This is a genomic window from Pseudomonas sp. LB-090624, assembly GCF_003205205.1.
In the GTDB taxonomy this organism is placed as follows: Bacteria; Pseudomonadota; Gammaproteobacteria; order Pseudomonadales; family Pseudomonadaceae; genus Aquipseudomonas.
Genome location: NZ_QJRL01000012.1, coordinates 46,496 through 67,390, shown reverse-complemented (window position 1 = coordinate 67,390; position 20,895 = coordinate 46,496). Strand labels below are relative to the sequence as shown.

18 protein-coding genes are annotated in these 20,895 nt (G+C 62.1%); 8 read left to right on the top strand and 10 right to left on the bottom strand.

Features of this window, described 5'->3' with window-relative positions; all coding sequences use genetic code 11:
* The first annotated feature begins 174 nt into the window (after positions 1-174).
* Complete coding sequence (locus DMX11_RS13815; protein ID WP_110745022.1) at positions 175-1,254, top strand: patatin-like phospholipase family protein; 1,080 nt, start codon at positions 175-177, stop codon at positions 1,252-1,254.
* 139 nt (positions 1,255-1,393) lie between these two features.
* Here DMX11_RS13815 and DMX11_RS13810 read toward each other — a convergent pair whose 3' ends face one another.
* Positions 1,394-1,591 (bottom strand): hypothetical protein, encoded by a 198-nt coding sequence (locus tag DMX11_RS13810; protein WP_110745021.1) that lies wholly within the window; start codon positions 1,589-1,591, stop codon positions 1,394-1,396.
* Positions 1,588-2,319, bottom strand: a complete 732-nt coding sequence (locus tag DMX11_RS13805) for a zeta toxin family protein (RefSeq protein ID WP_110745020.1) — start codon at positions 2,317-2,319, stop codon at positions 1,588-1,590. Before DMX11_RS13805 ends, DMX11_RS13810 begins: the two co-directional genes overlap by 4 nt.
* A gap of 70 nt (positions 2,320-2,389) precedes the next feature.
* Here DMX11_RS13805 and DMX11_RS26235 point away from each other — a divergent pair, with 70 nt between their 5' ends.
* Together DMX11_RS26235 and queD are read left to right on the top strand one after the other, a co-directional pair.
* Positions 2,390-2,563 (top strand): helix-turn-helix transcriptional regulator, encoded by a 174-nt coding sequence (locus DMX11_RS26235; RefSeq protein WP_371921794.1) that lies wholly within the window; start codon positions 2,390-2,392, stop codon positions 2,561-2,563.
* 64 nt (positions 2,564-2,627) lie between these two features.
* A complete protein-coding gene (gene queD / locus DMX11_RS13795) occupies positions 2,628-2,984 on the top strand; it encodes a 6-carboxytetrahydropterin synthase QueD (RefSeq protein WP_012053047.1) in 357 nt (118 codons plus the stop codon).
* A gap of 27 nt (positions 2,985-3,011) precedes the next feature.
* Here queD and DMX11_RS13790 read toward each other — a convergent pair whose 3' ends face one another.
* Both DMX11_RS13790 and DMX11_RS13785 read right to left on the bottom strand, forming a co-directional pair.
* The gene (locus DMX11_RS13790) at positions 3,012-3,773 is read right to left on the bottom strand and encodes a hypothetical protein (RefSeq protein ID WP_110745019.1); all 762 of its coding nucleotides are present in this window, start codon (positions 3,771-3,773) and stop codon (positions 3,012-3,014) included.
* A gap of 67 nt (positions 3,774-3,840) precedes the next feature.
* Positions 3,841-4,308 (bottom strand): DUF1289 domain-containing protein, encoded by a 468-nt coding sequence (locus DMX11_RS13785; RefSeq protein ID WP_110745018.1) that lies wholly within the window; start codon positions 4,306-4,308, stop codon positions 3,841-3,843.
* 407 nt (positions 4,309-4,715) lie between these two features.
* Here DMX11_RS13785 and acnB point away from each other — a divergent pair, with 407 nt between their 5' ends.
* Positions 4,716-7,325: a bifunctional aconitate hydratase 2/2-methylisocitrate dehydratase gene (acnB, locus tag DMX11_RS13780; protein WP_110745017.1), complete on the top strand. Its 2,610-nt coding sequence runs from the start codon at positions 4,716-4,718 to the stop codon at positions 7,323-7,325.
* Between the two features lie 103 nt (positions 7,326-7,428).
* Here acnB and prpD read toward each other — a convergent pair whose 3' ends face one another.
* From prpD to DMX11_RS13750, 6 genes are all read right to left on the bottom strand, one after another.
* Entirely contained in the window at positions 7,429-8,913 is a 1,485-nt protein-coding gene (gene prpD, locus DMX11_RS13775) for a 2-methylcitrate dehydratase (RefSeq protein ID WP_110745016.1), read from the bottom strand.
* 72 nt (positions 8,914-8,985) lie between these two features.
* A complete protein-coding gene (gene prpF, locus DMX11_RS13770; RefSeq protein WP_110745015.1) occupies positions 8,986-10,176 on the bottom strand; it encodes a 2-methylaconitate cis-trans isomerase PrpF in 1,191 nt (396 codons plus the stop codon).
* A gap of 151 nt (positions 10,177-10,327) precedes the next feature.
* Positions 10,328-12,916, bottom strand: a complete 2,589-nt coding sequence (gene acnD / locus DMX11_RS13765; RefSeq protein ID WP_110745014.1) for a Fe/S-dependent 2-methylisocitrate dehydratase AcnD — start codon at positions 12,914-12,916, stop codon at positions 10,328-10,330.
* A gap of 161 nt (positions 12,917-13,077) precedes the next feature.
* The gene (gene prpC, locus DMX11_RS13760; protein WP_110745013.1) at positions 13,078-14,205 is read right to left on the bottom strand and encodes a 2-methylcitrate synthase; all 1,128 of its coding nucleotides are present in this window, start codon (positions 14,203-14,205) and stop codon (positions 13,078-13,080) included.
* A gap of 62 nt (positions 14,206-14,267) precedes the next feature.
* On the bottom strand, positions 14,268-15,158 hold the full coding sequence (prpB, locus tag DMX11_RS13755; RefSeq protein WP_110745012.1) for a methylisocitrate lyase: 891 nt from the start codon (positions 15,156-15,158) through the stop codon (positions 14,268-14,270).
* Positions 15,155-15,871 (bottom strand): GntR family transcriptional regulator, encoded by a 717-nt coding sequence (locus DMX11_RS13750; protein WP_110745011.1) that lies wholly within the window; start codon positions 15,869-15,871, stop codon positions 15,155-15,157. The genes prpB and DMX11_RS13750 overlap by 4 nt, the downstream gene beginning before the upstream one ends.
* Positions 15,872-16,177: 306 nt before the next feature.
* Between DMX11_RS13750 and DMX11_RS13745 the strand changes: the two genes are divergently transcribed.
* The 4 genes from DMX11_RS13745 to pabB all read left to right on the top strand — a co-directional run bounded on the left by DMX11_RS13745 (position 16,178) and on the right by pabB (position 20,826).
* A complete protein-coding gene (locus tag DMX11_RS13745) occupies positions 16,178-16,714 on the top strand; it encodes an ATP-dependent zinc protease (protein ID WP_110745010.1) in 537 nt (178 codons plus the stop codon).
* Positions 16,715-16,719: 5 nt separating this feature from the next.
* Positions 16,720-18,255, top strand: a complete 1,536-nt coding sequence (locus DMX11_RS13740; RefSeq protein ID WP_110745009.1) for an inactive transglutaminase family protein — start codon at positions 16,720-16,722, stop codon at positions 18,253-18,255.
* Positions 18,255-19,235: an alpha-L-glutamate ligase-like protein gene (locus DMX11_RS13735; RefSeq protein WP_110745008.1), complete on the top strand. Its 981-nt coding sequence runs from the start codon at positions 18,255-18,257 to the stop codon at positions 19,233-19,235. The genes DMX11_RS13740 and DMX11_RS13735 overlap by 1 nt, the downstream gene beginning before the upstream one ends.
* 247 nt (positions 19,236-19,482) lie before the next feature.
* Positions 19,483-20,826, top strand: coding sequence for an aminodeoxychorismate synthase component I (gene pabB / locus DMX11_RS13730; RefSeq protein ID WP_110745007.1), 1,344 nt, complete (start codon positions 19,483-19,485; stop codon positions 20,824-20,826).
* Positions 20,827-20,895 lie beyond the last annotated feature (69 nt).

Below are 20,895 nucleotides of genomic sequence, written 5' to 3'. Positions count from 1 at the left end.
TCTCTCCTGAGAACTGTGCAAGTTGTCTACGGGGTTAAGATTAACCAGCAGTCCTTAATTCAACCTGAAAACAACTGGCGGCATGATAGCGCAGGTCAACGTGGCAGCGGGCTTGCCGGCGATGTGCCCGGCAAACCCTTTACAATGACCAGCTCGTCAGCCAAGAGGTCCCTCATGAGCGCCATCCACATCAAATACCCCGCCCTTACCTTCAAGGCCGGCGAGCGTGCGCTGCGGCAGGTCCGCGAGCGCGGCCTGCAGGCGGCGGATGTGGGGGTCTTGCCGGGCGCTGCGGGCGGGCCGAAACCACTGGGTATTCAGGGCCTGGACCTGGCCCTGTTTGGTGAATTCCTGCCCACCGCACCGCGCCAACGCGCCCTGATCGGCGCCTCGATCGGCGCCTGGCGCTTCGCCAGTGCTTGCCTTGACGACTCAGTCGCCGGGATTCGCCGGCTGGGCGAGTTGTATACCGAACAGGACTTCGCCAAGGGCGTGACCCCGGCCGAAATCAGTCGCAGCTGCCAACGCATGCTCAATGACCTGCTGCAAGGCCGCGACAACCAGCTGCTGGCCAACCCGCATTACCGCCTCAACATCCTGGTGGTAAAGAGCCACGGCCAGCTCGCCCACGACCATCGCGGCCGGCTGGGCCTTGGCCTGGGCTCGGTGGTGGCCAGCAACTTGTTAGGCCGCTCCCGCCTGGCCCGCCACTTCGAGCGCATCATCCTGCACGACGGTCGCAGCGCACCGCCGCTCGACGCCCTCACCGACTTTCCTTCGCGCTGCCTGCCGCTGGACCTGGCCAACCTGCGCCACGCCCTGCTCGCCTCGGGTTCGATTCCCATGGTCATGGAAGGGGTAAAGGACATCCCCGGCGCAGGTGCTGGCACCTACCGTGACGGCGGCCTGCTCGACTACCACCTCGACCTTCCCTATCGCGGCGACGACCTGGTGCTGTACCCGCACTTCACCGACAAGGTGGTGCCCGGCTGGTTCGACAAGGCGCTGCCCTGGCGCAAGGGCAATGCCACTCGCCTGCAGAACGTGCTGCTGATGACCCCCTCGCCGCAGTACCTGGCCGCCCTGCCCTACGGCAAGCTGCCCGACCGCAACGATTTCAAGCGCTTCATGGGCGATGCCCCAGCGCGCAAGCGCTATTGGTACAAGGCCATTGCCGAAAGCCAGCGGCTGGGCGACGAACTGCTCGAACTGATCGCCACCGGGCGGCTGCATGAACGCCTGCAAGCCTTGTAGCGGCCATGTCACATGGCCTACCGTTAATTGGAAAGCTTGCAGTACCTCTGTACCGACTGCAGGCCAGATCGCGTGGTCGGCGCAGATGCAAAAAGCCCAGCGGGAGGCTGGGCTTTGGGCTACCAAGTGGAGTGATCGCTCACATTTTGCATTTGGCGATACTGAATTCCTCAGACTTTGCTGAGCGAATCACATCCTTCTGCTCGTCGATGGCAGCCATTGCAGCCATGCGATACACAGATCGCCTCTCCTCCACGGACCCGTGGCGGAAAAACTCAGACATAGTCGATGCCTCATAGGGCTTGGTCGACACGCCTGCTACCTTTTCGCCTTTCATTGGGACTCTCCGTTCAAAACACGCTGAAGCTCAAGGTGATCATAGGGCTGGTTGACAAATGCGTCAATTTCGCTAGCTGAAAGGTCGATACCGATGTCACTATTGCTGCCATCGTTGTCCTTGATGATCACATCTACCTGCAGCCTGCCATCAAATTCACGTTTCAGTGCACATACCGACACCTTGGCCGCGTAAAACTGTCTTACAAATTCCGAGCACGGGATGTGCCTTCCGTCCTTCTTCTCTCTCGCCAGAACAAACTCCCACGCAAGCTCAGGTCGCTGGTACACGTAGATAACCTGGGCGGACCTGTTCACTTTTTCAAGCGCGCGAGCGATGTTTCTTCTTCCCACATCAAGGTTGGCGAGGGTGCCATCCAACAGAAAGGACTGCCGCTGCTTGTACACCTGATCCAGGGTTCTCTCGACAAACGTGATTACCCCGCGCTGGAAAAGGCTGGAATTCTTTCCGTTGTATTCGGGAAAATACTCCCTGAAATCGTCAGGATCGATACGTAGCGCACGAGATCCTGCGGACTGCATGTGCCCGATAAAAGCTCTTGAAACCTCGGTTTTCCCAGCGCCAGGAGATCCTGCCATGAAAACTGACACCGGGTATTCATCCGCCGGATAGGTTTCGAGGCAAGTCAGTTCACGAGCGATGCGCGTGCGATTCTCTTTTGCGAACTGCAAAGCACGGCCAGAAATTTCCTGTTCTTCTTGGGTCATTTCTCAGTCCTTTTGACGATCGGAAAATGTACCAACGTTCAAGGGCTGACCGTCCATGTAGGAGACACCCATACCACCTGCAGAACACCTCGACCACTTCCTGCGCCTCGACAGGTTGCTGCACTTGACGAGGATAGGCCGGCACACCGTCTATCGCGGATTCCGTAAGGCCACGTTCCCAAAACAGGTTAAGATACGCGCAATTCGATTGCCCGGCGCCAGCGACGACCAATCAGTACATTGAGCAGCCCACTGAGATAGCAGTTTCTGCCCAAGCCCTTATCCCACCAGCTTATACAGGTCCACCAGTGGAAATCTTCAAGGAATTCACATTCGAATCGGCCCACCGCCTGCCCCACGTCCCTGAAGGGCACAAATGCGGCCGTTTGCATGGCCACTCGTTCAAGGTCGGCCTGCACCTGACCGGCCCGCTCGACCCGCACACCGGCTGGATCCGCGACTTCGCCGAGGTCAAGGCGATCTTCAAGCCTATCTATGATCAGCTGGACCACAACTACCTGAACGACATCCCCGGCCTGGAAAACCCCACCAGCGAAGTGATCGCCAAGTGGATCTGGGACCAGGTCAAGCCGCTGATGCCGGAGCTGTCGAAGGTGCGTATTCATGAAACCTGCACCAGCGGCTGCGAATACAGCGGCGATTGATTGGCGCTGCGCTAACCGAACACGGGGTCAAGGCTTGGCAACGAGCGGGCGAGGGTGAGGAGGCACGCAAGGGTTCGACACCTGCAGGCTGAACTGGCCACGCTCGCCCCGACGGTTGTTAAGGTATGCAACCCGCTCGACCCTTCGCCTCACTTGCCGACCGTCCGGGCTATAAAGCTTCATGTTCAAGAACAATTGCCCTTCTTGCAACCGCTGCGGATTCAGACCAGGGATGTGCCACAGGGGCGTTCGTCGCCCCGCGGTCAGCTTGTACAGTACCGTATCCAGATCGATAGGCGGGTCGACGGGTAGCACCACGGATAGCCCGAAGGGGTCGCGCAACGCCAGACTGGCCGGATCGTCCTTGAGCACACCGGCATCCGAACCCGCCGGGTAAAAGCCCAGGTACCCGTTGCGACTGACGTCGAGCCAGTATTCCAGTGACGGCCAGCGGTCCACGTTATTGCCCTCATATGCAGGGCGGATCTCGTAAACGAAGCCTGTTGCAAGTCGATAGACACCAAACCAGAAACTGTCACAAAACGCACGCTGACGACCCTCGCCCGCCCACAGCGAGTCAATAAGGAAGGATTGCAACATTTCTTCGCCGTAGTCCAGGCTGGTCATCAACCAACCATCGTCACCGTTCCAATCGTCGAATTCGACCCAGAACGGCCGGGTGATTTCATCATCGTGAAACTGGGCAGCACGCAACGGTGCATCCAGCAATTGCCAGCGGCATGTCGCGGTAAAACTCAGCAGCCGTTCAAAATACAGATCCGCCATCATCGATACTCCATACGCTCGGTAAAAACGCACAATGGCGCCTTTTCGAAGCATGGAGCAGAAAGAAGGCTTACCTCAGCTCGGCACGCAGGAAGGCAGGGGCTATGTAGCGCTGGTAATGCGCCTCGGACAAGAGGAAGAATTCGCGGTCGATGGCGTCGCGCAACTGCGGCAGATCCCAGTCGCGGAATTCAGGCATCAAGGCCATCCCATAGGCCTCCAGGTCACGAATCATCCGCGCCCCGCGAGCAATCAGCTGATACGCCCAGCAGTATTCCGACTGCTGCTCGACAAAACGGATCGAACGCTGCTGCAGTTGCTGGCGCAGCAAGCCTTTGTCGAAGACTTCCAGCTTGGCCATCATCACCTGCGTCAGCAGCTGCTCCAGACGCAGCCACACGGCGCGTTTCTGCGCCTCGTCATAGCCATTCCAGTGGATCACTTCATGGTGGAAACGCTTGCAGCCACGGCATACCGTGTCTCCATACACCGTGGAGCAAAGGCCGACGCAAGGGGTCTTGATGGATTGGTTGGACATGGAAAAACAACGGCTTGGCGGTGGAATACAGGCCCATGTTAGCCCTTTGTCTAACCAGGGTCACTCGTTAAAGTCATGAACACCGCCTTACCTTCAGGCTTTTTTTGCCGTAGAATCATCCCGCCTTTTCAAAGGCAACAATGTCCGTTGGAAGCTGTTTTCAAAGCGTCACGAGCACAGTTGATCCGGTAGAACGGCGTTGGCCCGGGCCATGCACCCCTCGCATGCCCGAGCCAGCCCTCATCAGCCCCCCGTTCTGCAGGCGTAAAACTTTGAAAGCAGCTTCTGTAAGGATTCTTTGCGACCCTGGCTGGGCGGCCCACAAAGCCGTGGCAGCGCATGGGTGCATCGAATGCTGGATAAGCGTCCCGGACCCCCTTTAGGGACCACTGATGAGGGAAATAACTGTGCTTGAAGCCTACCGCAAACACATCGAAGAGCGTGCCGCCCTGGGTATCGTGCCCCAGCCGCTGAACGCCGAACAAACTGCAGGCCTGGTCGAGCTGCTGAAAAACCCGCCGGCCGGCGAAGAAGCCTTCCTCGTAGACCTGATCACCAACCGCGTACCACCAGGGGTCGACGAAGCTGCCTACGTCAAGGCCGCTTTCCTCTCCGCCGTCGCCAAGGGCGAAGCCACGTCGCCACTGATCGACCGCAAGCACGCTGCCGAGCTGCTGGGCACCATGCAGGGCGGCTACAACATCGAAACGCTGGTAGCGCTGCTGGATGACGCCGAACTGGGCGCCGTCGCGGCCGAGCAGCTCAAGCACACCCTGCTGATGTTCGATGCCTTCCACGACGTGGCTGAAAAAGCCAAGGCCGGCAACGCGCACGCCAAGGCTGTAATGGAATCGTGGGCTGCCGGCGAGTGGTTCACCTCGCGTCCGGCCATTGCCGACAAGTACACCCTGACCGTGTTCAAGGTGCCAGGCGAAACCAACACCGACGACCTGTCGCCTGCCCCGGACGCCTGGTCGCGCCCTGACATCCCGCTGCACGCCCTGGCCATGCTGAAAATGGCCCGCGACGGTATCGAGCCGTCGCAGCCAGGTTCGGTCGGCCCACTGGCCCAGATCGAAGCCGTCAAAGCCAAGGGCTTCCCGGTTGCCTACGTGGGTGACGTGGTCGGTACCGGTTCCTCGCGTAAATCCGCTACCAACTCGGTACTGTGGTTCTTCGGCGACGACATCCCGTACGTGCCGAACAAGCGCGCTGGTGGTTTCTGCTTCGGCACCAAGATCGCCCCGATCTTCTACAACACCATGGAAGACGCTGGCGCCCTGCCGATCGAATTCGACTGCACCAACCTGGGCATGGGCGACGTCATCGACGTCTACCCGTTCAAAGGTGAAGTACGCCGCCACGAAAGCGATGAGCTGGTGACCACCTTCGAACTGAAAACCGAAGTACTGCTGGACGAAGTTCGCGCTGGCGGCCGTATCCCGCTGATCGTAGGCCGTGGCCTGACCGAAAAGGCCCGCGCCGAGCTGGGCCTGGGTGCTTCCGACCTGTTCAAGAAGCCAGAGCAGCCTGCCGACACCGGCAAAGGCTTCACCCTGGCACAGAAAATGGTCGGCCGCGCTTGCGGTCTGCCAGAAGGCCAGGGCGTACGCCCAGGTGCCTACTGCGAGCCAAAAATGACCACCGTCGGCTCCCAGGACACCACGGGCCCGATGACGCGCGACGAGCTGAAAGACCTGGCATGCCTGGGCTTCTCTGCCGACCTGGTAATGCAGTCGTTCTGCCACACCGCGGCCTATCCGAAGCCAATCGACGTCACCACCCACCACACCCTGCCAGACTTCATCCGCACCCGTGGCGGCGTGTCGCTGCGCCCGGGCGACGGCATCATCCACAGCTGGCTGAACCGCATGCTGATGCCTGACACCGTGGGTACTGGTGGCGACTCGCACACCCGCTTCCCGATCGGTATTTCGTTCCCGGCCGGTTCCGGCCTGGTAGCCTTCGCCGCTGCCACCGGCGTCATGCCGCTGGACATGCCAGAGTCGATCCTGGTGCGCTTCAAGGGCAAACTGCAGCCAGGCATCACCCTGCGTGACCTGGTTCATGCCATCCCTTACTACGCCATCCAGAAGGGCCTGCTGACCGTCGAGAAGAAAGGCAAGAAAAACGCCTTCTCCGGCCGCATCCTGGAAATCGAAGGCCTGGACGAACTGACCGTCGAGCAAGCCTTCGAGCTGTCCGACGCCTCGGCCGAGCGTTCCGCTGCCGGTTGCACCATCAAGCTGCCGGAAAAGGCCATCGCCGAGTACCTGCAGTCCAACATCACCCTGCTGCGCTGGATGATCGGCGAAGGCTACGGCGATGCCCGCACCCTGGAGCGCCGTGCCCAGGCCATGGAAGCCTGGCTGGCCAAGCCTGAGCTGCTGTCGGCCGACGCCGATGCCGAATACGCCGAAATCATCGAAATCGACCTGGCCGACGTCAAGGAGCCTGTGCTCTGCGCGCCGAACGACCCGGACGATGCCCGCCTGCTGTCCTCGGTACAGGGCGAGAAGATCGACGAAGTGTTCATCGGTTCGTGCATGACCAACATCGGTCACTTCCGCGCGGCCGGCAAGTTGCTGGACAAGGTCAAGGGCGGTATCCCGACCCGTCTGTGGCTGGCTCCGCCAACCAAGATGGATGCTCACCAGCTGACCGAAGAAGGCTACTACGGCATCTACGGCAAGGCCGGTGCGCGCATGGAAATGCCAGGCTGCTCGCTGTGCATGGGTAACCAGGCACGTGTGCAGACCGGTTCGACCGTGGTTTCCACTTCGACCCGTAACTTCCCTAACCGCCTGGGCGACGCTACCAACGTGTACCTGGCATCGGCCGAGCTGGCTGCTGTTGCCTCGATCATCGGCAAACTGCCGACCGTCGAAGAGTACATGCAGTACGCGAAAGACATCGACAGCATGGCTGCCGACGTTTACCGCTACCTGAGCTTCGACCAGATCGCCGAGTTCCGCGAAGCGGCAGCCAACGCCAAGATCCCGGTGGTTCAGGCGTAAGCTGAGTTGTAAGGTGTAACAGAAAGCCCCGGCAGCGATGCCGGGGTTTTTTTGTTCGCCCTGTCCCGCCTTCCTGCAGCAGCCTTGATAGGCCTCGCGCTGCTCAGATCACGAACAGATCCACAAACCTGTGCACCGCCATCTGTTCCAGCGTTTGCTGGTCCTTGCACAGTTCGACAATCTGCTGACACCGCTGCCGGGCAAAACGTGTGGCCAGGTTAGCCCTGAACTTGCTCTCCAGCAGTGGTATGCCCTCCCCGCGCCGGCGCCGATGCCCTATCGGGTATTCCACCACCACTTGCTCGGTACTGCTGCCATCCTTGAAAAACACCTGCAGCGCATTGGCGATCGAACGCTTGTCTGGCTCCAGGTACTCACGGCTGAACCGCGGGTCTTCCACCACTTCCATCTTCTCGCGCAAGCGGTCGATGCTCGGGTGGTTGGCATGAAAGGCGTCTTCATATTGCTCGGCCACCAGATGCCCGAAAATCAGCGGCACCGCCACCATGTACTGCAGGCAGTGGTCGCGGTCAGCGGCATTGGCCAGCGGCCCGCTCTTGGAAATGATACGGATTGCCGACTCCTGGGTGGTGATGACGATACGGTCGACTTCGTGCAAGCGGTTACGCACCTTGGGGTGCAGGGCCACCGCCGCCTCGCAGGCCGTCTGGGCGTGGAACTCGGCAGGGAAACTGACCTTGAACAGTACGTTTTCCATCACGTAGCTGCCCAGCGCTTGCGGCAGGCGCAGCTCGTACTGGCCGGCAGGCTTGAGCGCCAGGTCCTTGTTGGTATGGCTGAACGACACATCGTAGAAGCCCCACTGCGGCGCCGTGAGCACACTTGGGACGCCCATCTCGCCGCGCAGGGCGATGTCTGCCAGGCGCACGCCGCGGCTGGAGGCATCGCCTGCAGCCCAGGACTTGCGCGACCCGGCGTTGGGGGCATGGCGATAGGTGCGCAGTGCCTGACCATCGACAAAGGCATGGGACAGCGCGCTCAGCATCTGCTGGCGGTTGGCGCCCATCAGCCTCGCGCACACGGCCGTGGAGGCCACCTTGACCAGTATCACGTGGTCAAGGCCCACGCGGTTGAAGGCGTTTTCCAGCGCCAGTACGCCCTGTATTTCGTGGGCCATGATCATGGCCTGGAGCACATCTCGCATCACCAGCGGCTGCTCGCCTGCGGACACATGCTTCTGCGACAGGTGATCGGCAACCGCCAGGATGCCACCGAGGTTGTCCGAGGGGTGGGCCCATTCAGCGGCCAGCCAGGTATCGTTGTAGTCCAGCCAGCGCACCGTACAGCCAATGTCCCAGGCAGCCTTGACCGGGTCGAGGCGGTAGGCAGTGCCGGGCACGCGCGCGCCATTGGGCACCACCGTGCCTTCCACCTGAGGACCGAGAAGCTTGGTGCACTCCGGAAAGCGCAAGGCCAGCAGGCCACAACCGAGGGTGTCCATCAGGCAATTGCGCGCAGTGTCCAGGGCCTCGAGGGATTCGACCCGGTAGCCGAGGGCGTAATCGGCCAAGGTTTGTAGCACCCGGTCGTAGTCCGGGCGGTCGTTGAGGTCTACGTTGGCGCTCATATCCAGCTCCCTTCAGAATTGCCGGGGCCGCTTTGCGGCCCCAACGAACTAAAGCCGAGCGCCAGTGGTGCGTTAGAAGCTATCGCCAGGCACGCGAACCCAGCCCTCCATCAGCACGCGAGCACTACGGCTCATGATTGCTTTGGTTACCGTCCACTCACCCTCCAGCTGGCGCGCCTGAGCCCCGACCCGCAAGGTGCCCGAGGGGTGGCCGAACCGTACGGCACTGCGCTCGCCCCCACCCGCTGCGAGGTTGACCAGCGTACCCGGAATGGCCGCTGCGGTGCCGATTGCCACTGCTGCCGTTCCCATCATGGCATGGTGCAGCTTACCCATCGACAACGCCCGCACCAGCAGGTCGATGTCGCCCGCCTGCACCGTCTTGCCACTGGACGCAGTGTAGGTGCTCGGCGGCGCGACGAAAGCGACTTTCGGCGTGTGCTGACGCCCGGCAGCCTGGTCGACGTTTTCGATCAGGCCCATGCGCACTGCTCCATAGGCACGAATGGTCTCGAAACGCAGCAGCGCCTGGGGGTCACCGTTGATGGCGTCCTGCAATTCCGTACCGGTGTAACCGATGTCGGCGGCATTGAGGAAAATGGTCGGGATGCCGGCATTGATCAACGTCGCCTTCAGGGTGCCCACACCGGGCACTTCCAGGTCATCGACCAGCTTGCCGGTGGGGAACATAGCCCCGCCGTCACCGTCCTCGTCGGCCGCGGGGTCAAGGAACTCCAGTTGCACCTCGGCGGCCGGGAACGTGACCCCGTCCAGCTCGAAGTCGCCGGTCTCTTGCACTTCGCCTTCGGTGATCGGAACGTGAGCGATGATGGTCTTGCCGATGTTGGCTTGCCAGATGCGCACGGTGGCGATGCCATTGCGCGGAATGCGCGCCGGGTCGACCAGGCCGCTGCTGATGGCGAACGAACCGACCGCAGCAGACAGGTTCCCGCAGTTGCCGCTCCAGTCGACGAAGGCCTTGTCGATGCTGACCTGGCCAAACAGGTAGTCGACATCGTGTTCGGGCTTGATGCTTTTCGACAGGATCACGGTCTTGCTGGTGCTGGACGTGGCACCGCCCATGCCGTCGATCTGCTTGCCATAGGGGTCGGGGCTGCCGATTACCCGCAGCAGCAGTGAGTCCCGAGCGGGGCCTGGAATTTGCGCCTGCTCGGGCAAGTCTTGCAGGCGGAAGAACACGCCTTTGCTGGTGCCGCCGCGGATGTAGGTGGCGGGGATTTTGATCTGGGGTACATGTGCCATTGTCTTGGGCATCCTGATAGTCCGGTGAAATACCCTGGGGCTGCCTTGCAGCCCTTTCGCGACACAAGGCCGCTCCCACAGGTACTGCGCCGCCCTTTGTGGGAGCGGCCTTGTGTCGCGAAAGGGCCGCAAAACGGCCCCCGATTCATGCTCAGGCGGTCGCTTCGAGGAAGTCCTGGGCGAAGCGCTGCAGCACCCCGCCCGCTTCGTAGATCGACACTTCCTCGGCGGTGTCCAGGCGGCAGGTCACCGGCACCTCCAGCCGCTCGCCATTGGCGCGGGTAACCACCAGGGTCAGGGTCGCCCGTGGCGTACGCGCCCCCAGCACGTCATAGGTCTCGCTGCCATCCAGGCCCAGGGTCTTGCGGTCGGTGCCCGGTTTGAACTCCAGCGGCAGCACGCCCATGCCTACCAGGTTGGTCCGGTGAATACGCTCGAAGCCTTCGGCGACGATTGCCTCGACACCCGCCAGGCGCACGCCCTTGGCCGCCCAGTCGCGCGACGAGCCCTGGCCGTAGTCAGCACCCGCGACGATGATCAGCGGCTGCTTGCGCTGCATGTAAGTTTCGATCGCCTCCCACATACGGGTAACCTTGCCTTCCGGCTCGATTCTCGCCAGCGAGCCCTGCTTCACGCTGCCGTCTTCCTTGCGCACCATTTCATTGAACAGCTTGGGGTTGGCGAAGGTGGCGCGCTGCGCGGTCAGGTGGTCGCCACGGTGGGTAGCGTAGGAGTTGAAGTCTTCTTCCGGCAGGCCCATTTTCGCCAGGTACTCACCCGCCGCGCTGTCGAGCATGATTGCGTTGGACGGCGAGAGGTGGTCGGTGGTGATGTTGTCCGGCAGCACCGCCAGCGGGCGCATGCCGCGCAGGGTGCGCTCACCGGCCAGGGCCCCTTCCCAGTAGGGAGGGCGGCGGATATAGGTGCTCATCGGGCGCCAATCATACAGCGGCGCAACTTTCGGCCCGCGGTCTTCCTCGATGGCGAACATTGGAATGTAGACCTTGCGGAACTGCTCCGGCTTGACCGCCGCACGCACCACCGCATCGATTTCTTCGTCGCTGGGCCAGATGTCCTTGAGGCGGATTTCCTTGCCGTCGACCACCCCCAGTACATCCTTCTCGATGTCGAAGCGGATGGTACCGGCGATGGCGTAGGCGACCACCAGCGGTGGCGAAGCCAGGAAAGCCTGCTTGGCGTACGGGTGGATACGCCCGTCGAAGTTGCGGTTACCCGACAACACGGCAGTGGCGTACAGGTCGCGGTCGATGATTTCTTGCTGGATCACCGGGTCCAGGGCGCCGGACATACCGTTGCAGGTGGTGCAGGCGAAGGCGACGATGCCAAAGCCAAGCTGCTCCAGCTCCTTCTCCAGCCCTGCCTCCTCCAGGTACAGCTGCACCGCCTTGGAGCCGGGTGCCAACGACGACTTGACCCACGGCTTGCGGGTCAGGCCCAGCTTGTTGGCATTGCGCGCAATCAGGCCTGCGGCAATCACGTTGCGCGGGTTGCTGGTGTTGGTGCAACTGGTGATGGCAGCGATGATGACCGCGCCATCCGGCATTTGCCCCGGCACTTCCTCCCAGCTGCCGGCGATGCCTTTGGCCGCCAGGTCACTGGTGGCGACGCGGGCATGCGGGTTGGACGGGCCGGCCATGTTGCGCACCACGCTCGACAGGTCGAAGCTCAGGGTGCGCTCGTAGACGGCGCCGCTCAGGCTGTCAGCCCACAGGCCGGTGGCCTTGGCGTAGGTTTCCACAAGCTTGACCTGCTGCTCCTCGCGGCCGGTCAGGCGCAGGTAGTCGATGGTCTGTTGGTCGATCGCGAACATTGCCGCCGTGGCACCGTACTCCGGGGCCATGTTGGAGATCGTGGCGCGGTCACCCAGGGTCAGGGCGCGCGCACCTTCGCCATGGAATTCCAGGTAGGCGCCCACCACTTTCTGCTTGCGCAGGAATTCGGTCAAGGCCAGCACCAGATCGGTGGCGGTGATGTTCGGTGCCAGCTTGCCGGTCAGCTCGACCCCGACGATTTCCGGCAAGCGCATCCACGAGGCGCGGCCGAGCATGACGTTTTCCGCCTCCAGGCCGCCCACGCCAATGGCGATCACGCCCAGTGCATCGACGTGGGGAGTATGGCTGTCGGTGCCGACACAGGTGTCTGGGTAGGCCACGCCATGGTCGTTGTGAATAACCGGCGACATCTTCTCCAGGTTGATCTGGTGCATGATGCCGTTGCCCGGCTGGATCACGTCGACGTTCTTGAACGCCTTCTTGGTCCAGTTGATGAAATGGAAACGGTCTTCATTCCGGCGGTCTTCGATGGCGCGGTTCTTGTCGAACGCTTGCGGGTCGAAGCCACCGCACTCGACGGCCAGGGAGTGGTCGACGATCAACTGGACCGGCACCACCGGGTTGACCTGGGCGGGGTCGCCGCCCTTGTCGGCGATGGCGTCACGCAGGCCGGCGAGGTCGACCAGCGCAGTCTGGCCGAGAATGTCATGGCACACCACGCGCGCCGGAAACCACGGGAAGTCGAGGTCGCGCTGGCGCTCGATCAGTTGCCCCAGCGAGGCGTCGAGGGTGGCCGGGTCGCAGCGGCGCACCAGGTTTTCAGCGAGTACGCGGGAGGTGTAGGGCAGGCCGTCGTAGGCGCCGGGCTTGATCGCCTCGACCGCCGCGCGGGCATCGAAGTAGTCCAGATCGGTGCCTGGCAGGTGCTTGCGGTATGCAGTGTTCATCATGGAATCAGGCTCGGTCACAGGATTCGGAAGGTTTTACCGTACCTGTGGAAGCGGGCGCCCCCCGAATGCGTCAGCAGGTGCACAGTGATTGCAAGGCCGGGCGCATTCGCGGGCACGCCCGCTCCCACAAGGGGAACGGGTTGCCTCTCTATAGCTATTCAGCGCTGCTCGATCGGCACGAACTGGCGCTGTTCTACGCCGACATACTCGGCGCTCGGGCGGATGATGCGGTTGTTGGCGCGCTGCTCGAAGACGTGCGCCGCCCAGCCGGTCAGGCGCGAACAGACGAAGATCGGGGTAAACAGCTTGGTCGGGATACCCATGAAGTGGTACGCCGAGGCATGGTAGAAATCGGCATTGGGGAACAGGCGCTTCTGCTCCCACATGGTCTTGTCGATGGCCTCGGAAACCGGGTACAGCACCTTGTCACCCACTTCATCGGCCAGCTGCTTCGACCAGCCCTTGATGACCTCGTTGCGCGGGTCGGACTCTTTGTAGATGGCATGGCCGAAGCCCATGATCTTGTCTTTGCGCTCCAGCATGCGCAGCAGCTCGGCGGTGGCTTCCTGGGGGCTCTGGAAGCGCTCGATGAGCTCCATGGCTGCCTCGTTGGCGCCACCGTGCAGCGGGCCGCGTAGCGAACCGATGGCTGCAGTAACGCAGGAGTACAGGTCGGACAGGGTCGAGGCACAGACGCGGGCAGTGAAGGTCGAAGCGTTGAATTCGTGCTCGGCGTACAGGATCAGCGATACGTTCATGACCTTTACGTGCAGCTCGCTCGGTTTCTTGCCGTGCAGCAGGTGCAGGAAATGGCCGCCGAGGGTGTCTTCATCGCTGGTGCAATCGATGCGCACCCCATGGTGCGTGAAGCGGTACCAGTAACACATCACGGCCGGGAACAGCGCCAGCAGGCGGTCGGTCTTGTCACGCTGGGCCTCGAAGGTAAGTTCGGGCTCAAGGGTGCCGAGCACCGAGCAACCGGTGCGCATCACGTCCATCGGGTGGGCGTCGCGGGGAATGCGCTCGAGCACTTCCTTCAATGCTTGCGGCAGGTCACGCAGGCCCTTGAGCTTGCGCTTGTAGTCGGCCAGTTCAGCCTGGGTTGGCAGCTCGCCATACAGCAGCAGGTAGGCGACTTCTTCAAACTCGGCATCGGCTGCCAGGTCACGCACGTCGTAACCCCGGTAGGTCAGCCCGGCACCGGCCTGGCCCACGGTCGACAGTGCGGTCTGGCCGGCCACCTGGCCGCGCAGGCCTGCGCCACTGAGTACTTTTGCTTCGGCCATGGTGTTTCTCCTTTCTTGAACTTGTTATAGGAAGCGATCTGGCTAATTCGGGAGCGGCTGGCTCAACCTTTTTTCTGGGCGAACAGCGCATCCAGGCTCTGCTCGAAGGCGTGGTAGCCAATGGCATCGTAAAGCTCCATGCGGGTCTGCATGGTGTCGATCACGTTCTTCTGCGTGCCGTCGCGGCGCAGTGCGGTGTACACGTTCTCGGCCGCCTTGTTCATGGCGCGGAATGCCGACAGCGGGTACAGCACCAGCGACACGTCGACCGAGGCCAGCTCTTCAGTGGTGTACAGCGGCGTGGCGCCGAATTCGGTGATATTCGCCAGGATCGGGGCCTTCACCCGGTCAGCGAAGGTCTTGTACATCTGCAGTTCGGTGATGGCTTCCGGGAAGATCATGTCGGCACCTGCCTCGATGCACGCCTCGGCACGGTCCAGAGCGGCATTCAGGCCTTCGACCGCCAGGGCGTCGGTACGCGCCATGATCACGAAGCTGTCATCGGTACGGGCGTCGACGGCTGCCTTGATGCGGTCGACCATTTCCTGCTGGGTGACGATTTCCTTGTTCGGCCGGTGGCCACAACGCTTGGCGCCTACCTGATCCTCGATGTGGATCGCTGCTGCCCCGAACTTGCTCATCGAGCGCACCGTGCGGGCCACGTTGAAGGCCGAGGCACCGAAGCCGGTGTCGACATCCACCAGCAGCGGCAGGTCGCACACGTCGGTGATGCGGCGCACGTCAGTCAGCACGTCATCCAGGCCGCTGATGCCCAGGTCTGGCAGGCCCAGGGAGCCCGCGGCCACGCCACCACCGGACAGGTAGATGGCCTTGAAGCCGGCGCGTTTGGCCAGCAGGGCATGGTTGGCATTGATGGCGCCAACCACCTGCAGCGGGTGTTCAGCGGCAACGGCGTCGCGGAAACGCTGACCAGGGGTGCTCTTCACAGTCATTTCTCACCTCGTGGGCTGTTGTTGTGGGCGTCCAGGTAATGACGCTCGATATTGCGCTTGGACGCGCCGATGTGCCGGCGCATCAGGAGTTCGGCCAGCTCGCCGTCACGGTCGGCGATGGCATCGAGAATGCGGTGGTGCTCGGCAAAAGCCTGGCGCGGCCGATTGGGCGTGGCGGAGAACTGGATGCGGTACATGCGCACCAGCTGGTACAGCTCGCCGCAGAGCATCTTCACCAGGGTCTGGTTGCCGCTACCCTGGATGATCCGGTAATGGAAGTCGTAGTCGCCTTCTTGCTGGTAGTAACCTACGCCGGCCTGAAACGCAGCATCACGCTCGTGGGTATCGAGCACCCGGCGCAGCTCGTCGATGTCGGCCTGGCTCATGCGCTCGGCGGCCAGGCGGCAGGCCATGCCCTCCAGCGACTCGCGGATTTCGTACAGCTCGATCAGCTCGGCGTGGTTGAGCGAAACTACCCGCGCGCCCACATGCGGCACACGCACCAGCAGGCGCTGCCCCTCCAGGCGGTGGATGGCCTCGCGCAGCGGGCCGCGGCTGATACCGTAGGTACGCGCCAGCTCAGGCTCGGAAATCTTGCTGCCGGGGGCGATTTCACCCTTGACGATGGCCGCCTGGATGCGCCGGAAGACGTTTTCGGACAAGGTTTCCGTTTCGTCTGTCAGCACCGCGGCAGGGGTGGAAAGGTCTTGCATATTGTCGACACCTTGAAAATCCATAGCGCTGAAATTAGCGAATCAAGCCATTCAAGTCAAAGACAAAATCAATATTGTCGACAATCGTCTAAGAACGAACTAACGATGGCCATGCGCTGTCATATCGCGCACCGCTGGCGTCAAGACGTCGGCGTGATAGAATGCCGCGCCTCCGATGGGGTATGGATAGCCTGTCTGTCATTCATTGATGCTTGTTGACAGATGAACGAGGAAGCTTGCGCAGTAGTTGCCAGTCACCTTGACCTGAACCTTGCCTAGAACCTTGCACTGCACCGCGCCAGGATTATGAGACTTACACCCGTTTTATTGCTGCTATGCCTCACCCTGCTACCGGCCATTGGCCAGGCGGCAGGCAAGACCGTGTATGGTCTCAACGAATATGCACGACTGGGCGACCTGGATCTGGAAGTGGCCGCCAAGCTCGACACCGGTGCCAAGACCGCATCGCTAAGCGCCCGCGACATCAAGCGGTTCAAGCGCAATGGCGAAAGCTGGGTGCGCTTCTACCTGGCCATCGACGCGGCCCACTCGCACCCGATCGAACGCCCGCTGGCACGCGTCAGCAAGATCAAGCGCCGGGCCGGCGACTATGATGCCGATTCGGGCAAGGCCTACACTGCCCGCCCGGTCATCGAACTCGAAATATGCATGGGCCAGGCCGTGCGCACCATCGAAGTCAACCTCACCGACCGCAGCGCCTTCCAGTTCCCGCTGCTGATCGGTTCCGAGGCCCTCAAGCACTTCGACGCACTGGTTGATCCAAGCCTTAAATACGCGGCCGGCAAACCTGCCTGTGCCACCGACGCTCCCAAAGCAGAGTAATCCCGATGCGCTCTCTTACCCTCCATCTGAAAGTCCTGATCACCGTGCTGGTGCTGCTGGGCGTGGCCGTCACGGCTTATCAGATCTTCTTCCTCGGCATCCCGGTGACCGAGGATGAAACCGACGACCTGTGGAATATCGACGCCAAGGTCGAATTCGTGGCCAGCACCAAAGACCCGGTCAAGGTGCAGATGTTCGTGCCACCGCTGAACCGCGACTACGTCAGCCTCAACGAGAGCTTCATCTCCAACAACTACGGGGTCAGCGTCAACCGTGCCGACGGCAACCGCAAGGTGACCTGGTCGGCCCGTCGCGCCAGCGGCAACCAGACCCTCTACTATCGCCTGGTGCTGACCAAGCGCTACAGCAACGAGAAGACCACGGTCAAAGGGCCGACCTTCCGTGACAGCCTGGCCATCGAGGGCCCTGAGAAGATCGCTGCCGAAGCCCTGATGGCACCGATTCGCCAGCACTCGGCCGACGTCGAAACCTTCGTCAGCGAGACCATCAAGCGGGTCAACAACCTCAACGATGACAACGTCAAGCTGCTGCTCGCCGGTGACACCTCGCCGATGAAGAAGGCCCAGGTCATCGACTTGCTGTTGTCCATCGCCCACGTGCCGATGGAAAAGGTGCACACCATCCGCCTGGTGGCCGACACCCCGCAAACCCCGGAACTGTGGCTGCGCAGCTTCAACGGCAACGACTGGCTGTACTTCAACCCGGACACTGGCGAGCAAGGCCTGCCGAGCGACCGTCTGCTGTGGTGGACGGGTGACGACAACCTGATCACCGTCGATGGCGGCAAGAAGGCCAACGTCACCTTCAGCATGAACAACAGCGAGATGAACGCCATCCGCCTGGCCAAGCTGACTGACGAGAACACCGACGCCGACTTCCTCGAATACTCGCTGTACGGCCTACCACTGCAAACCCAGCAAACCTTCATGATCATGGTGATGATCCCGATCGGCGTGCTGGTGATCCTGGTGCTGCGCAACCTGATCGGTCTGCAGACCCTGGGTACCTTCACCCCGGTGCTGATCGCCCTGGCCTTCCGCGAGACCCAGCTGGGCTTCGGTATCGTGCTGTTCACGGTAATCACGGCACTCGGCCTGTCGCTGCGCTCGTACCTGGAACACCTGAAGCTGCAAATGCTGCCACGCCTGTCGGTGGTACTGACCTTCGTCGTGGTGCTGATCGCGGCCATCAGCCTGTTCAGCCACAAACTGGGCCTGGAACGTGGGCTGTCGGTGGCGCTGTTCCCGATGGTGATTTTGACCATGACCATCGAGCGCTTGTCGATCACCTGGGAAGAGCGTGGCGGCGGCCATGCCATGAAAGTGGCCATCGGCACCTTGTTCGCCGCCTCGCTGGCACACCTGCTGATGATGGTGCCGGAGCTGGTGTACTTCGTGTTCACCTTCCCTGCCGTGCTGCTGATCCTCGTGGGCTTCATGCTGGCAATGGGCCGTTACCGCGGCTACCGCCTGACCGAGCTCGTACGCTTCAAGGCATTCCTGAAGAAGGCTGACGCCTGATGTTTGGCCTGATCAAGACGTGGAAAGCCCTGGAGGCCCGGGGCATCATGGGTATCAACCGGCGCAACGCGGACTACGTGCTGAAGTACAACAAGCGCCACCTGTACCCGATCGTCGACGACAAGATCATCACCAAGGAGCGCGCCCTGGCGGCCGGCATCCACGTGCCGGAAATGTACGGCATCATCGAGACCGAGAAGCAGATCGACAAGCTTCACGAGATCATCGGCGGCCGCAGCGATTTCGTCATCAAGCCGGCGCAAGGGGCTGGCGGTGACGGCATCCTGGTGATCGCCGACCGCTTCGAGGACCGTTATCGCACGGTCTCGGGCAAGATCATGAGCCATGAGGAAATCGAGCATCAGGTCTCGAGCATCCTCACCGGCCTGTATTCGCTGGGCGGGCACCGCGACCGCGCGCTGATCGAATACCGGGTGACCCCGGACCAGATCTTCAAGAGCATCAGCTACGAAGGCGTGCCGGACATCCGCATCATCGTACTGATGGGCTACCCGGTAATGGCCATGCTGCGCCTGCCCACCCGCCAGTCCGGCGGCAAGGCCAACCTGCACCAGGGGGCCATCGGCGTCGGGGTCGACCTGGCCACCGGCGTGACCCTGCGCGGCACCTGGCTGAACAACATCATCAGCAAGCACCCGGATACCACCAACGCGGTGGACGGCGTGCAGTTGCCGAACTGGGACGGCTTCATGAAGCTGGCCGCCGGTTGCTATGAGCTGTGCGGGCTAGGTTACATCGGTGTGGACATGGTCCTGGACCAGGACAAGGGCCCACTGATTCTGGAGCTCAACGCCCGCCCGGGCCTGAACATCCAGATTGCCAACGACTGCGGCCTGACCCAGCGCACCCACGCTATCGAGGCGCACATCGAGGCGCTGGCCAAAGATGGCGTTACCGAAGATGCGGAGCAGCGAGTGAAAGTGTCGCAGGGGTTATTCGGGCACGTGCATCCCGGCTGACAGGGCCGGGGCCGCTCCCACAAGGATTGCGCTAGCTTCTAGAAATTGAGCAAGGCAGTTGCTCCCAAAGAGTTCCTGCCGAATCAACAAGGCATTTTGGCTCTCTGAGAGCGGCCTTGCGTGGCGGTTGGGCTGCAAAGCAGCCCCGAATGCCAAACACACTGTTGAATGTCGCGCCCAGTGCTAGGCGCTTTTCCTGCACAGGTCTACAATCGCCCTCCTCGCTTTTACATCGCCGTCCACACTGATGCCGACCTGTACGCTCCATCCCCTGCCCTACCAACCCGACCCTGCCGCCTATTTCGCCCGCCTGCGCCAGGCCCCCGGTGCGATCCTGCTCGACAGCGCCCGCCCTGGTGCCGAACGCGGCCGCTTCGACCTGCTCAGCGCCTGGCCGCTGCAACACTTGCAAGTGCAGCCTGACGAACAGGGTCGCGCGTTCCTCCAGCGCCTGCGCGCCGCCTTGGCACAATTGGGTCACGCACGACTGCCCGAAGGCAGCGAGCTGCCCTTTGCCGGCGGCCTGATCGGCTACCTGAGCTACGACTTCGGCCGCCGCCTGGAACAGCTGCCAAGCCTGGCCGCAGACGACCTCGGGCTGCCAGACGCCCAACTGGGCCTGTATGCCTGGGCACTGGTCAGCGACCACCTGCACGGCACCAGCCAGCTGGTGTTCCACCCGAGCCTGGCAGGCGATGAGCGCGATCGCCTGCTCAGCCTGTTCGAGGCCGACCAGCAGGCCGATAGCGGCGACTTCCAGCTGCTTGCGCCAATGACCGGCGACTTGCAGCCCACGCAGTACAAAACGGCGTTCGACCAGGTACAGCGCTACATCCAGGCCGGTGACTGCTACCAGATCAACCTCACCCAACGCTTCCGTGCGCCCTGCCAGGGGGACCATTGGCGGGCTTACCAGGCGCTGCGCCGCGCCTGCCCGACGCCGTTTTCCGCCTATCAGCAACTGAACGACGGCAGCGCCCTGCTGAGCTTTTCGCCTGAACGTTTTATCCGCGTCAGCCAGGGCCAGGTCGAAACCCGGCCGATCAAGGGTACTCGCCCGCGCGCCAGCGACCCGGCTGAAGACCAGCGCAATGCCGAGGAGCTTCTGCACAGCCCCAAGGACCGCTCGGAAAACCTGATGATCGTCGACTTGCTGCGCAACGACCTTGGGCGCACCTGTGAGATCGGCTCAGTGAAAGTACCCGAGCTGTTCAGCCTGGAGAGCTACCCTAACGTGCACCACTTGGTTAGCAGCATTACCGGGCAGCTGGCCAGCGATAAAGACGCCCTGGACCTGATTGGCGACAGCTTCCCTGGCGGCTCGATCACCGGCGCACCAAAAATCCGTGCCATGCAGATCATCGACGAACTGGAACCGGCGCGACGGGCGCTGTACTGCGGCTCGCTGCTGTATGTGGACGTGCGCGGGGAAATGGACAGCTCGATCGCCATTCGCAGCCTGCTGGTAAAAGACGGCCAGGTCAGCTGCTGGGGCGGTGGCGCTGTGGTGGCTGACTCCGAATGGCAGGCCGAATATGAAGAATCGATTGCCAAGGTACGCGTGCTGATGCAGACCCTGCAGGGCTTGTGACCGGTGGCGGATTCCTGGCGGGCGCGCCCGCGCCCACAGGGTATGTGCAGCTGAACCGCGAGGCAGGCG